Genomic DNA, 13,087 nt, shown 5'->3' on the forward strand with positions numbered 1-13,087 from the left:
CAGTTTTTTTTCATCATATGGCCCCATGGTCAAGCGGTTAAGACACCGCCCTTTCACGGCGGTAACTCGAGTTCGATTCTCGATGGGGTCACCACACGGCAGGATCTTTCCCGGATCCTGTTTTTTTCGTTCAGGCTTGGTTTAACCCCGGCATCGATTCTCTATCGAATTTGCCGGAAAACACGTCGAAAATACTTCAAAAAATACTTTGTCAAACACTGTAGATCTGTCCTGCAGATCAGGCCATGCAAATTACAGTGCGAGCGGCTAAAAAGGCTTGCAATTCCCTGAGATATCGCATATAATTATTGGTGGTTCGCCTTTTGAACCACAGCAATTTATCACACCCGGCTAGCTGCATGATGGTGCCGCATCTGCGGTTTGGATGTCAGAGTAGGCCGAGTGGGTGGAGAAAACCAGGAGGTATAACAAAATGGCAGTAATTTCAATGAAACAGTTACTGGAAGCCGGTGTTCATTTCGGACATCAGACCAGGAGATGGAATCCTAAGATGGCTCCGTACATCTTCACAGAGAGAAATGGAATCTACATTATCGATCTGCAGAAGACGGTGAAGAAAATTGAGGAAGCGTATGCGTTCATGAAGGACGTTGCCGAATCCGGCAAGCCGATTCTCTTTGTGGGAACAAAGAAGCAGGCGCAGAACGCGATCTTTGACGAGGCTACCAGATGCGGACAGTATTATGTCAATCAGAGATGGCTGGGCGGAATGCTGACCAACTACAAAACCATCAGCGGCAGAATCAAGAGACTGAACGATATCGAGAAGATGGAGGAAGACGGAACCTTCGAGAAACTGTCGAAGAAGGAAGTTACGAAGCTCAGAGCAGAGCATGACAAACTCCAGAAGTTCCTGGGCGGAATCCGAGATATGAAGGGAATGCCGGGAGCTCTCTTCATCGTCGATCCCAAGAAGGAGAGAATTGCCGTCAAGGAAGCCCGCATCCTGAACATTCCGGTTGTCGGTATCGTGGACACCAACTGTGACCCGGACGATGTTGATTACATCATTCCGGCAAACGACGATGCGATCAGAGCAGTCAAGCTGATTTCCAGCAAGATGGCGGATGCCGTAATTGAAGGAAACCAGGGTGAAAGCTTCGACGAAGGTCCGGCTGAGGGTGAGGCAGAGGCGGAGGCTCCTGCTGAAGAGACTGTTGACGCTGAATAATCACGATATGGAGGAATAGAACATGGCAGTAACTGCAAAGTTAGTAAAGGAACTCAGAGATAAAACCGGCGCGGGCATGATGGACTGCAAGAAAGCGCTGATGGAGACTGACGGCGACATCGACAAGGCTATCGACGTGCTTCGTGAGAAGGGTTTGTCGAAGGCGGCCAAGAAGGCTGACAGAATCGCAGCGGAAGGTCTGGTCAGAGTTGCATTCAACGAGGATCACAGCGAGGCAGCTGTCGTTGAGGTTAACTCCGAGACTGATTTTGTTGCCAAGAATCCTGAATTCATCGAGTTCGTTGAGACTCTGGCAAAGAAAGCGCTGGAAGCTCCTTCTGATTCTCTGGAGGATTTCATGGCGATGTCCTACGAAGGAGAAGGCACTGTTAAGGATGCGCTGACCGCTAAAATCAGCAAGATCGGCGAGAATATGAACATCAGAAGGTTCGTGAGAATGAATACTCCGGGAACTGTTTACACCGGATATCTCCACAATGGAGGTCTGATCGGAGTCGTTGTCGGAATCAAGACAGATGCTACCGCTGAGGAAATTGAGGTCACTGCGAAGGATGTTGCGATGCAGGTAGCTTCAATGAGTCCGAGATTTGTGAACGAGAGCGAAGTTGATCCGGCCTGGCTGGAAAATGAAACCGAAATCGCCAAGCAGCAGCTGTTAAACGAAGGAAAGAAACCGGAACTGCTGGACAGAATTATTCCGGGTAAAATCAAGGCTATCCTGAAGGATGTCTGCCTGGTTGATCAGAAATTTGTCAAGAACAGCGATCAGAGCGTTGGCGAATATGTTGCTGAGGCAGCAAAGGCTTTGGGCAAAGATATGACCGTCACGGAGATGGTGCGCTACGAGGTTGGCGAAGGAATCGAGAAGAAGGAAGAGGATTTCGCGGCTGAGGTTGCTGCGCAGATGAATAAGTAGGGCACCTGAAAACATCGAGTTTTCAAGGCTTAAAAGGACTGGGAATCCCCTGAAAATGCGCATTTGACGTAGGTTCAGGGGATTTTTACGTTCAGCAGGTCTTAGCGCGTTTTAGCGCGTTTCTCAGCCGGTATCGGGAAAGCCTTGGGACAAAATTGGGAACTTGAGCGGTTCCCAATTTTTCACTCAAAGTCTTCTCCGTGTTTCGCCGGATGCTCAAAGTTCACATTTGCTCTCTTGTGCGACTTCCGGAGCGAAGTCTTCTGTCTGCTTCGCATGACTTCGCGGTATGGATATCGTATCGCCGGCAGACTGATCCCGCAACTATGTGGCGTAATGTGAGAATCGCAGATTTGCAATGCGGTATCCGCGCGTTTATGCTGAAACTGAAGAGCAGAAACGGATAGGACAAAGGAGGTGCACGATGAGAGGAAAAATCAGGATCGCTTTCACTGATGATGAGATCAGGATTATTATGCGCAGTCTGGTCGAACTCAGGAATGCGCTGATCAGAGAAGGCAGATATACAGATTCGGTCGATGAGATCATGCTGAAGTTCATGTAAGCCATGCTCATATAGATCAAGGAAACGGTGGTCGTGGCACATATGGCATGGATGCGTATTATATCATCAAGGATATTGACAGATACACCCATTGGTGCATAATATGACTGAGGTGAAGATTAGGGATACACGAGAAACGCGAATACAATTAGGTGATACACAGAGTGAATTTGCTGAACGGTACAGAATACCTTTTCGCACTGTACAGAATTGGGAATCTGGCGTCAGAAAGCCTCTTGAATATGTTCTGAAAATGTTGTCAGCCAGAATCAGAGGTGACTTGATCAATCGGAAATCCGCAAGACTTCCCAAGTATGATTCGCTAAAGAAGAATCTGCCGGACAGAAGGGATTATCGTGGTGCAGCTGCATGGCTGAAGGCCGTCAGAGACGTGCTAGGGAATTCTGTAGTTTTTGCTCTTGATGAGGCACTGATGTGTCAGGGCAGCTTTGGCGGTCGAAGTGGTGAATATATTGTCTGGGTATATGGAGATGATTCGCTTGCCGGATACAACGGCGTCGTTGTGCTGGGCAACTATATTAGTCCATACTGCGTAGAGGAACGAAATGGGCTTCGTTTTACTGATTTTAACAGGACGATTGCAGATTCTTTTGCAAATGAAAAGATCCTGGATATGCAGGGTATCACGGAAGCTGTAAGCAAATACTATTTTACAAACAACGGAAGCTTTGACGGCGTGTCGATCGCTCCGGAATATCAGAGCAGATTCGAAGAACTTGCAGATGAAGCTGTGAATTACTACGACAATTAGGAGTGTGCACGGTAGTGTAAAATAAGTGTGGAACTTTTCCGAGGGATTTAGAAAAAAGGAAATAGAGGTCAACTCTTTGTGTTAAAATAGAATTTGCAAAAAACAACACGAAGGGAGTGACCTCTATGAATTACAATAATAGTATACACCAGATCGCAATGGATTTGGGAAGAAAAATCATAAAAAGAACAGAAAACGGTGAGATTCAGGATCTGGATCTCATGGCGAAGGACATTGCCGAGGATTGCCGCATATCAGCCAGAGCTATGGTGGAAGCGACACTGAAGTATCTGAATGAGTCTATTCGCAAGGACAAAAACGAACGTAAACAGCGAGGCCTGGTCATCAAGGAAAAGGATCGCCCGCGGGAAATATATACGGAGCTGGGGCGCATTCGATGGAGGGGGTGCGGACAAGGCGACAGAGTTGAAATAAATAAATTCAGATTTACATAAAAGAGGCAGACAGCTACCAGATTACATCCATGTTTATCAATGACAGAGAGTGGCTGCAGCAGTTCTACAGGCTCAGGCTTGGTGCAGAAGGGATTCTGCCGGAGAAACACAAAGCTTAAAAGCGGTTCTATTACTGATAAAGAACTCAAAATGAGTCTGAAAATGAAGGGATAAACGAAGTTATGCCATTTAAGATCATCAGACACGACATCACAAAAGTAAAGGCAGATGCCATTGTAAATACAGCAAATCCGGAGCCGTGTTTCGGCAGCGGAACAGATGCTGCTATTTATAAGGCAGCAGGAGAGGAAAAACTTCTTGCAGAGCGAAGGAAGATCGGCAGGATCGCGCTGGGGGAGGCTGCGGTCACTGCTGCTTTTGGATTGTCTGCAAAATACATCATTCACACGGTCGGGCCTGCATGGATCGATGGATATCATGGAGAGTTTGATATCCTCAGATCGTGCTACAGAAAGTCGCTTCTCCTGGCCGATCAGCTGGGTTGCGAGAGCATCGCGTTTCCACTGATCGCGACCGGTGTATACGGCTTTCCAAAGGATAAGGCGCTGGATATTGCATTGTCAGTGATCCGGCAGCATCTCGAAGATTCTGATCTGAACGTGACATTGGTGGTGTTCGGACGCAGTTCTTATCAGATCGCAACCGGTCTATCGGAACAGATCGAAGAATATATCGACGAAAATTACATAGCGGAGCAGACCGCAGCGGAGTACGGCGGAGCTGGCGGGCTGTCCGAAACAATGCGGAGGCGCAGGCTCCGAGAACGTGAGAGATTCTTTGGCAGTATGCTGAATCAGGTGATGCCGGAAGAGACAGATGATATGGTCATGTCATCTGCCGAACCCATGGCAGATGTCAGGGAATCGGCCATGTCATTGGAAGATGCCGTGAACAATCTGGGCGAGAGTTTCCAGAAACGTCTTCTGCGCATGATCGATGAACGCGGTATGACCGATCCGGAAGTCTATAAGCGGGCGAATGTGGATCGTAAGCTGTTCTCCAAGATTCGCTGCAGCGAAGATTACATCCCGAAAAAGAAGACCATCGTTGCCCTTGCGATCGCGCTGAAGCTGAATCTCGACGATACAAGGGATCTTCTTGCCAGTGCCGGACTCGCGCTTACAAATAACAGTAAGTCTGATGTGATCGTCAGCTTCTGTCTGGAAAACGACATCTACGACATATTTGAAGTAAACGCTCTGCTTTTCAAATTCGGGCAGCCGACCCTGGGATAACAGAATACTGTCGCTTTGTAAGCGACCAAAGCCTTCTTCAAATCAGCTATACTTGCATCATCAAACGGAACCGGGATGAAGCAAGGAGGCTGATAACATGAAAAAGAATTTAACAGAACTTGTAATGATACTGGACAGAAGCGGATCGATGGGAGGACTGGAGAGCGATACGATCGGTGGATACAACAGCATGCTGAAAAAGCAGGGCGAGACGGAAGGCGAAGTCCTGGTATCCACAGTGCTGTTCGACGACAGGAGCGAAGTGCTTTTTGACAGGGTGCCGCTCGAAGAGCTGCCGCAGATGACAGACAAAGAGTATTATGTGCGTGGCTGTACTGCTCTTCTGGATGCAGTGGGCGGGGCTATCCGTCACATAGGAAATGTACACAAGTATGCCAGAGAAGAGGACAGGCCGGAGAAGACCATCTTCGTCATCACAACGGACGGACTCGAAAATGCCAGCCGCGAGTACAGCTTTGAGAGAGTAAAGCGGATGGTAGAACGTCAGAAAGAGAAGTACGGCTGGGAATTTCTTTTCCTTGGAGCAAACATCGATGCGATCGAAACTGCAGGTAAATTCGGCATCTCAGCTGACAGAGCTGCGAACTACCACAGCGATCACATCGGGACTGCTCTGAACTATGAAGTGCTGGCAGATGCGGTATGCGAGATGCGCGGCAGCGCTAAGGCAATCGGGGCAGACTGGAAGAAGCGCATCGATGAAGATTTCAGAAGACGCGGTGGGAGAGGTCAATAAATATCTGGACAGGAGATAGTCAGAGGGGGGAAAGCGTCATTACATCGGATTTGGAGGGAGGATGTGAATTCTGAGATGCATTCCTATCAAAGCAGAGCTTCTTAACATCCTAGGACATTGCACAGAGTATCATCCCGGCAACAGTCTTTGCCGGGATGATGTTGTTTTTGATCATACAAAGTTCAGAGGGAGAGCAACCAGGTTTTCTCTCAGATATAGTTTTCTGTCAATGAGACATATGATAGCCCCCATCCCGCGCTTTTTTTCCGGAACCTTGTCAAGAACATCGAATTCAGAGGCCATAACAGCTTTTGGCACTGTAGTCATCTTGATTTCAATGGGATAGAGAATTCCGTTCTCCTGAATGATCAGGTCGATTTCGCCATCTGCTTCGATAATATGCCCGTCTTTCATACGCTTTTTCTTGTCCCTGCCGTTGTAGTAGAACACGTCGAAATCATAATCGAGTCCCTCGTTTGAATATGATTTCAGGATTTCATTAATCACGAATGTTTCAAACACAGCACCGGACATAGCACCGCTTTTTAGTGTTTCAGGGGTCAGCCATCTGGTAAGGTATGCGCAAAGCCCCGTATCGCGGAAGTACATTTTAGGCGTTTTTATTGCTCTGTTAAGCGCATTTGCTGTGTATGGTTTCAGCAGATAAATGATACCGCTTCGTTCGAGTATGGAGATCCACTCTTTAACTGTTATCTCTGATACACTGAGCTCAGCTGCTATATTGGCATAGTTCAGAACCTGCCCGGTTCTGGCAGCAACAGCAGTCATAAACCGTACAAAAGTCATATGATTCTTTGTCTTAATAAGCTGGTTTACATCCCGTTCGAGATATGTCTTCACATATGACTGATAATAATCGACCCATTCTCTATCCGGATTAGCATATAATTCCGGGTAACTTCCCCGATGAATGATGCTCCATATATCAGCAGGGTAATCCTTCAGAGCCTTTTCACGGGAACTTATGTAATCACCGGAGGGAACGAAATGCTTGTTAAATTCTACCCCGGTGATCTCACGGAGAGATAATCCTTCCAGTTCCATAACGGATATCCTGCCGGCAAGCGATTCACTTACATTTTCCATGAGCTGAAGCTTCTGGGAACCTGTCAGAAAGAAATTGCCGTATTCTTCAGTGTTATCAAGTACGATCTTCAGACGGTTGAAAATGGAAGTGCACTTCTGGACTTCATCGATCATAAGCGGGGCAGGATTATTTAGCAGGAACAAGCCTGCGTCCTCTGATGCCTGCGCCAGTAAAAGGTCGTCATCAAAGGTTACCTGGTTTACATCTGTAAAAAGGTGCTTGAACAATGTGGATTTTCCTACCTGTCTTGGCCCGGTCAGAAGAATGGCTTTACTGTTGGCAGCTCGTCTTGCGATAATCGGTTCCATATGTCTTTTTATCGAATACATGAAAGTCTCCTTGTCCTGTTAAATCCAAAGTACAACTTTATATTAGCGCAGCTGTCTGGTTAAGTCAATCATATTTTGTTAAATCCAAAGTATTAATTTTGATTTGCCGAACCGCATCCAAGTCCTGAAGATTGTATAGCACATCGCATTGCGCTGAAATAAAAACAAAAATATTTTCCCCAATCCGTACGAAAACATGTCAACTTTTTGCTCAAAAATGTCCGTTATATGAGAGGGACAATTTCCTCTCGTGCACTTTGACAAGCCTATCCTCGCGACTGGCAAGCCGAACGGCGCAGTTAGAGCGATGGAAGGCTGTCTGTCAGGACTGCCCAAGAGAGCGAGCTTAGCGAAGCTCGATTGGCTGCAGTCTACGGCTGACAGTCGAATACACATTCATCAGGTACTTTCTCTTCGGCGTCGGCGAGAGCTGTGAGCATGACGGCGGACTGCGCGATGACCCTTAGGGCGAGCGGTAAACAGATCCGTCAGAAAGGCAGGCGGCACCTGCCTTGTGCGATGAAAACCGGAGAGGACAATGATACTTCCGTCCAGTCAGAGCCCTGCACGCGAGTGCGGGATCACGCAGTGAGGGCGGCTGCCGGAAACCCCGGCGGGGGTTGGACTCCCATGAGGAAGCGTAGCCTGCTTCCGCCTGATCGTTTCCCATGCATCCGGGGTGCCAGGGGCAAATAGGATTGAACGAATGAAATTTAACCGGCGGTGAAGACGCTTTTTTGTGCTGCCATCGCCGGTTTATACATCGTCAATTCGTACCGGATCAGGGAAACAATGTGTATTCGGACTGCGGAAAAGGAGGTTAAGCGTATGAATGTAAGAAGAGTCAGGCGCGGCGATATCTATTATGTCGATCTACCGGAAGAACTTGCCGGAAGCGAACAGTCAGGTCGCCGTCCTGCCGTGATCACGCAGAGCAACTGGCTCAATGTATCATCGCCGAATGTGATCATCGCCTGCCTGACGAGCCAGATCAAGAATCCCAATATGGAGTGTCACTTTGTGCTGCCTCTCCTGAAAGGGCTGCCGCTCCAGACCATGGTGTTGGGAGAGCAGCGCTATACGATCAGTAAGGAGAGACTGCTAGAATTCCGTTGCCATCTCGGCAGAAAGCTGATGAGAAAAGTCACCAGGGCAATCAGGGCGGCAGAGCGCGAAGACTATGACGGTATGCCACTCGTATAGATCTGGTTCCTGACGGTGCTGAACATAACATTAACTGCAGACTGATCGAAATACCGTCGAACGTTGAGGGCTGGTCTAATTCCGGCGAAGACATAGAGTGTATGACATTTAACACTGGGGATAACAAGACAGATCTTTCAATTGCCTGTCTTGGAGAAACCTGGGAGATGGGATGGACCACAGAATCAATGGATCGGGGATACGACTACGACACTGTAACACTCGTAATTCTGACTATCTTGCTCCTGATCCTGCCGATCCTGATAATGCTCTGTATGCTGCATATGAAAATTATCAGATTGTGTCTGCCCATTAGATTTCCGTCGGATCTGATAGGCGCATACGTCGTATTACACCATTAAATATATCTGCTGCGCATATCGGCTCTGCTTTTGTCATGGACATTTGTCATGGATAGATATATGGTTCTGTGCTAAAATAAAGACGTGAGGTCTCATATCCTTTGAAATCACAAAATGTGATTCTACCGGGATGTCAGGAGACAGAAAAAAAGACCTTGAGGTCAAGGCAGAAAACAATGAAACAGGAAACATTAGAACGCATACGCAGATTTACAGAAGATCGGGACTGGGCGCAGTTTCACACACCGGCGAACCTGGCCAAGTCTATTGTCATTGAGGCGAGTGAGCTGCTGGAATGCTTTCAGTGGAATGACACGGACTATGATCTGGAGCATGTGAAGGAGGAACTCGCTGACGTGATGGTCTACTGCCGAAATATGCTGGATGTGCTGGAGCTTGACGAGGACGAGATCATCAATTCCAAGATGACAAAAAACGAGGCTAAGTACCCGGTGGAGAAAGCAGCCGGCAGAAGCACAAAATACGATCAGCTGTAGGCAGGGAACAGTTTGTGAAATCATGGGGGAAAGGACAGACGAGTGACTTCTTTGTTCATAGACAAAGCCATCATAGAATGGGACAAAATTGCAAAAGACAACTACCTTCGAGGTATTGATGCAATCAGCGGTGTAGGCGAGGTGACGTTCAGAAATCCGGTCACATTTTTCGTTGGTGAGAACGGTTCCGGCAAGTCGACACTTCTGGAGGCGATTGCGGTTGCTTACGGCTTCAATCCGGAGGGAGGAACAAAGAATTACAGCTTCAGTACGTATGATTCGCATTCAGAATTGTGTGATGCGATGCGCCTGTCGAAGGGTGCGGGGAGGGCAAAGTCAGGGTACTTCCTTCGCGCGGAAAGTTTTTATAATGTCGCGACAAAGGAAGAAGAGTACAGCCGCGGACCCGGCGGGAATCCCATGCATTTTCATAAGATGTCCCACGGAGAGAGCTTCCTTGCAATGGTGAAAAACAACTTCCGCTCAGAGGGTGTGTATCTGCTGGATGAGCCGGAAGCAGCTTTGTCCCCGCAGAGACAGCTGGCGCTGCTGATGGAGATCGATCGCTGCGTGAAAGGCGGCTCTCAGTTCATCATCGTTACACATTCACCGATTCTGCTCGGATTTCCGGGAGCAGAGCTCCTGGACTTTGATGACGGACCGGTTCATCCGATAGAGTATGAGGAAACCGACAGTTATCAGATCACATCTCTGTTCATCAATGACAGAGAGCGATTACTCAGACAGCTGATGGAGGAAAGCAAATGATTAAAGTGTATTGCTACAGCAGATGTACCACTTGCAGGAAGGCGCTTAAGTGGCTGGATGATAATGGAATAGACTATTCGGTTATCGACATCAGGGAGAATCATCCGGACGAGAACGCCTTGCGGGAATATTACGCCATGAGCGGTTTGCCCCTGAAACGTTTTTTCAACACAAGTGGAATACCGTACCGTGAAATGGGTCTGTCGAAAAAACTGCCGGAGATGAGCGAGGACGAGCAGCTGGCGCTTCTCGCCACGAACGGAATGCTGGTGAAACGACCGTTGGTAGTCGGCGACGGATTTGTATTGACCGGATTCAAAGAGGCAGAGTGGGCGTCCAAGCTGAAACAGTCGCATTAAGACAAAACTCTGCGCACTGAAGCGAAAACATTTGAGTCCGAAAGGGTTTACTTTCCCAAGCCGGGGCAGATTAGCTGCCACCGGTTGAATTATCATATCCACAGAAATAATTTAATGCGTGCTCAGTTATCGAATATGCTTGAAATATCAATAATACAAAGAGCATATTCGGTAGCCTGCTGCAAGGTTTTCAAGTGTTTCATCCGAAAACTCTGCGGCAGTGGGATTCGGAAACGGCCGAATCCCTGAGCACAAGTATCAATTAGTGTCTGCCGGCGCACTCATCCATTGGATGGTGCGCCGCGGCGCTGCTGACAAACTGCCGTCAGCGCCTATTAAGTCCGACGGGAACTTAATGAGCAGACACTAATTAAAATCAATCTAAACGGAAAGTGAGGAAAACAATGGCCGGAAAATCTCAAGCCGGAGGAGAACGAATAGAACATCCCTTCGATCCTCTGTTCAACGAATACAGCAGGGTCCTGATTCTTGGCTCGTTTCCCTCCGTTCGGTCCAGAGAACAGAATTTCTATTACGGACACCCGCGGAATCGCTTCTGGAAGGTGATGGCGACGATACTGAACTGTCCGCAGCCACAGACTGTCGAGGCAAAACGGGCGCTGATTCTCGAACATCATCTGGCGCTGTGGGATTCCGTTGCTGAATGTGAAATCAGCGGTTCTTCGGATTCCAGCATCAGGGGTGTCCGTCCCAACGATCTCAGCATCATTCTGAAGAAGTGTGATATACGGCGGATTTACTGCAACGGCCGAAAGTCCTATGATATTTATCGCCGTTATATCGAGGAGCGCACCGGCCGTGAAGCAGTGTTGCTTCCCTCTACGAGTCCGGCGAACGCCCGATGCGGAACGGAGGAGCTGATCAACAGATGGTCGGTCATAACAAAGGATCTGCAGTCACAGAAATAAAGACTTCAGCCGCAGAAATGAAGGCTTCGCGGGCAGTCGCAGCGGTCTTCCTGCACTGTGCGCAGCCCGTCCGGCATAAGGCGGTTCTGTGGGCAGTCGCGGCGGCTGAAGGGTCGTTTCCGGACAGAGAGATGTCGCATTGAGGTACAAAAAAACGGTTCTCCTGTTATAAAATATAACGAAATATAACGCAGAGCCCTGCTTTCAATTCTTTCGGTGAAGACCGAAGAAAACAGGCGGGCGGAAAGAAATCAGCGGGCGAAAGAAACAGAAAGGATAATACAGCCCGAAAAACAGGGAGAAAAGCGAAAAAGCAGGAGGAACGTGTTATGCACAGAAAGATTTGGTTAAAAAAAGCAGGGATGATTTTGGGCGGGTGCCTTTTGGCGATCTGTCTGATGGGCGGTATTTTGTGGCAGGGAGTTGCGCCTGTACATGCGGAGGATGCGACTGAACGCACAGAGGTGAAGATTACCGACTTTAATATCTCTCATTACTCTACAAGCACAGCGACCAGTTTTGAATGGAATGAGCGATTCTATGTGAACATGAACTGGGATGCATCGGCTTACGGCAACACTCTGAAAGAAGGAGATTATTTTACGGTAAAGCTGCCGGACAATTTCGTCTTTCCAAAGAACACGGCCGCTACCCATTTCAACCTCACGGCGCCGGACGGGAACGTGATTGGAACGGCGGTCGTGTCGCCGGGCAGCGATGGAGGCGGCACGGTGAAGGTTACCTTTACCGACTATGTGGAAAACCGGTACAACATCAAAGGAAAGATGCAGCTGCAGGCACACTTCACGAAAATTAAAAACGATGAAACTAATGAATTCTCCGTTTCAATCGGGTCGCAGGTCACGACGATCAGTGTCCCGATTACGGGCCCCACCGGACTGAAGGACGAAGTGATCGGGAAGTGGGGAGAAGCTTCCAGGGACGGCGACGATGTCGCGCAGTGGTACGTCCGGATCAACCACATTAAAGGAAACTACACGAATTTCGTGTATTCCGATGAGCTTTCCGTTAAAAACGGAGATCTCGGCGGAATGCATTATATCCCGGATTCCTTTGTTCTGAAAGAAGTGAAATACGATGCAAACGGGTTCAATATTGAAACGATTCAGGAGATCAGCCTGGACGGGAAACTGAAGATTACCGACAACGGAACAAAATTCACGATTGACATGGGGAATATTGTGGATGGGAAGCAGTATCAGCTGAGCTATAAGACGACCTATATCCCGGGGACTACGCTCCGCAACAAGGCTTCCGCCACGGGAAGCAATGTGGACAAAACTGTTCAGGCAAGTTACACGTCGGCATCCTCCAGCGGAAGCGGCGACGGTAATTTGATGAGTAAAATCAGGATTCTGAAGGTGGATGAGGAGGATCATTCGATTCCACTGGCGGGCGCTGAATTCAAGATTACAAATCTTGAGAACAACAGCTCCTTCACGCTGACGACAGACGCGCAGGGCGAGGCGACCTCGGGAAAACTGGTTCCGGGGAAATACTCCATCGTCGAGGTGACTGCGCCGACGGGCTATGAGCTTGACAGCACGCCTTATGAGGTGACCGTTACAGAAGATGAG

The 13,087-nt window shown here is 48.4% G+C and carries 15 protein-coding genes, 1 tRNA gene and 1 pseudogene; 16 read left to right on the forward strand and 1 reads right to left on the reverse strand.

What is annotated here, in order from left to right:
- Positions 1-19 precede the first annotated feature (19 nt).
- The 9 genes and pseudogenes from FYJ64_RS11010 to FYJ64_RS11040 all read left to right on the forward strand — a co-directional run bounded on the left by FYJ64_RS11010 (position 20) and on the right by FYJ64_RS11040 (position 5,934).
- A tRNA-Glu gene (locus FYJ64_RS11010) sits at positions 20-94 on the forward strand.
- Between the two features lie 339 nt (positions 95-433).
- Entirely contained in the window at positions 434-1,192 is a 759-nt protein-coding gene (gene rpsB / locus FYJ64_RS11015; RefSeq protein ID WP_075712392.1) for a 30S ribosomal protein S2, read from the forward strand.
- Between the two features lie 22 nt (positions 1,193-1,214).
- Complete coding sequence (gene tsf, locus FYJ64_RS11020) at positions 1,215-2,129, forward strand: translation elongation factor Ts (protein ID WP_154575178.1); 915 nt, start codon at positions 1,215-1,217, stop codon at positions 2,127-2,129.
- 424 nt (positions 2,130-2,553) lie between these two features.
- Entirely contained in the window at positions 2,554-2,694 is a 141-nt protein-coding gene (locus FYJ64_RS11445; protein ID WP_206045661.1) for a hypothetical protein, read from the forward strand.
- A gap of 103 nt (positions 2,695-2,797) precedes the next feature.
- Positions 2,798-2,944 (forward strand): annotated as a pseudogene (locus FYJ64_RS11855) (helix-turn-helix domain-containing protein); the annotation flags it as partial.
- A 30-nt stretch (positions 2,945-2,974) separates the two neighbouring features.
- Positions 2,975-3,466, forward strand: a complete 492-nt coding sequence (locus FYJ64_RS11025; RefSeq protein WP_235897181.1) for a hypothetical protein — start codon at positions 2,975-2,977, stop codon at positions 3,464-3,466.
- Between the two features lie 125 nt (positions 3,467-3,591).
- The gene (locus FYJ64_RS11030; RefSeq protein WP_154575180.1) at positions 3,592-3,921 is read left to right on the forward strand and encodes a hypothetical protein; all 330 of its coding nucleotides are present in this window, start codon (positions 3,592-3,594) and stop codon (positions 3,919-3,921) included.
- A gap of 182 nt (positions 3,922-4,103) precedes the next feature.
- Positions 4,104-5,177, forward strand: a complete 1,074-nt coding sequence (locus FYJ64_RS11035) for a macro domain-containing protein (protein WP_154575181.1) — start codon at positions 4,104-4,106, stop codon at positions 5,175-5,177.
- A 97-nt stretch (positions 5,178-5,274) separates the two neighbouring features.
- Positions 5,275-5,934, forward strand: coding sequence for a vWA domain-containing protein (locus FYJ64_RS11040; protein ID WP_154575182.1), 660 nt, complete (start codon positions 5,275-5,277; stop codon positions 5,932-5,934).
- A gap of 171 nt (positions 5,935-6,105) precedes the next feature.
- Here FYJ64_RS11040 and FYJ64_RS11045 read toward each other — a convergent pair whose 3' ends face one another.
- Positions 6,106-7,371, reverse strand: a complete 1,266-nt coding sequence (locus FYJ64_RS11045) for an ATP-binding protein (protein WP_154575183.1) — start codon at positions 7,369-7,371, stop codon at positions 6,106-6,108.
- An 828-nt stretch (positions 7,372-8,199) separates the two neighbouring features.
- Here FYJ64_RS11045 and FYJ64_RS11050 point away from each other — a divergent pair.
- The 7 genes from FYJ64_RS11050 to FYJ64_RS11080 all read left to right on the forward strand — a co-directional run.
- A complete protein-coding gene (locus FYJ64_RS11050) occupies positions 8,200-8,574 on the forward strand; it encodes a type II toxin-antitoxin system PemK/MazF family toxin (protein ID WP_206045662.1) in 375 nt (124 codons plus the stop codon).
- Between the two features lie 101 nt (positions 8,575-8,675).
- Positions 8,676-8,936 carry a hypothetical protein gene (locus FYJ64_RS11055; protein ID WP_154575185.1) on the forward strand — a complete coding sequence of 87 codons (261 nt, stop codon included), beginning with the start codon at positions 8,676-8,678 and terminating at the stop codon, positions 8,934-8,936.
- Positions 8,937-9,112: 176 nt separating this feature from the next.
- On the forward strand, positions 9,113-9,433 hold the full coding sequence (locus FYJ64_RS11060) for a nucleotide pyrophosphohydrolase (RefSeq protein WP_154575186.1): 321 nt from the start codon (positions 9,113-9,115) through the stop codon (positions 9,431-9,433).
- A 42-nt stretch (positions 9,434-9,475) separates the two neighbouring features.
- Entirely contained in the window at positions 9,476-10,201 is a 726-nt protein-coding gene (locus tag FYJ64_RS11065) for an AAA family ATPase (RefSeq protein ID WP_321074255.1), read from the forward strand.
- Entirely contained in the window at positions 10,198-10,560 is a 363-nt protein-coding gene (locus FYJ64_RS11070) for an arsenate reductase family protein (RefSeq protein ID WP_154575188.1), read from the forward strand. Before FYJ64_RS11065 ends, FYJ64_RS11070 begins: the two co-directional genes overlap by 4 nt.
- Positions 10,561-10,952: 392 nt before the next feature.
- The gene (locus FYJ64_RS11075; protein ID WP_321074254.1) at positions 10,953-11,489 is read left to right on the forward strand and encodes a DNA-deoxyinosine glycosylase; all 537 of its coding nucleotides are present in this window, start codon (positions 10,953-10,955) and stop codon (positions 11,487-11,489) included.
- A 329-nt stretch (positions 11,490-11,818) separates the two neighbouring features.
- Positions 11,819-13,087: Ig-like domain-containing protein (locus FYJ64_RS11080; protein WP_206045663.1), on the forward strand; the 1,269-nt coding region annotated here is incomplete at its 3' end.

It is taken from the genome of Hornefia butyriciproducens (assembly GCF_009695915.1).
Classification (GTDB): domain Bacteria; phylum Bacillota; class Clostridia; order Peptostreptococcales; family Anaerovoracaceae; genus Aminicella; species Aminicella butyriciproducens.

Coding starts and splice junctions, on each gene's coding strand:
- rpsB (WP_075712392.1), top strand. CDS start 434: ATGGCAGTAATTTCAATGAAACAGTTACTGGAAGCCGGTGTTCATTTC.
- FYJ64_RS11030 (WP_154575180.1), top strand. CDS start 3,592: ATGAATTACAATAATAGTATACACCAGATCGCAATGGATTTGGGAAGA.
- FYJ64_RS11045 (WP_154575183.1), bottom strand. CDS start 7,371: ATGTATTCGATAAAAAGACATATGGAACCGATTATCGCAAGACGAGCT.
- FYJ64_RS11040 (WP_154575182.1), top strand. CDS start 5,275: ATGAAAAAGAATTTAACAGAACTTGTAATGATACTGGACAGAAGCGGA.
- FYJ64_RS11035 (WP_154575181.1), top strand. CDS start 4,104: ATGCCATTTAAGATCATCAGACACGACATCACAAAAGTAAAGGCAGAT.
- FYJ64_RS11445 (WP_206045661.1), top strand. CDS start 2,554: ATGAGAGGAAAAATCAGGATCGCTTTCACTGATGATGAGATCAGGATT.
- FYJ64_RS11060 (WP_154575186.1), top strand. CDS start 9,113: ATGAAACAGGAAACATTAGAACGCATACGCAGATTTACAGAAGATCGG.
- FYJ64_RS11050 (WP_206045662.1), top strand. CDS start 8,200: ATGAATGTAAGAAGAGTCAGGCGCGGCGATATCTATTATGTCGATCTA.
- tsf (WP_154575178.1), top strand. CDS start 1,215: ATGGCAGTAACTGCAAAGTTAGTAAAGGAACTCAGAGATAAAACCGGC.
- FYJ64_RS11070 (WP_154575188.1), top strand. CDS start 10,198: ATGATTAAAGTGTATTGCTACAGCAGATGTACCACTTGCAGGAAGGCG.
- FYJ64_RS11055 (WP_154575185.1), top strand. CDS start 8,676: ATGACATTTAACACTGGGGATAACAAGACAGATCTTTCAATTGCCTGT.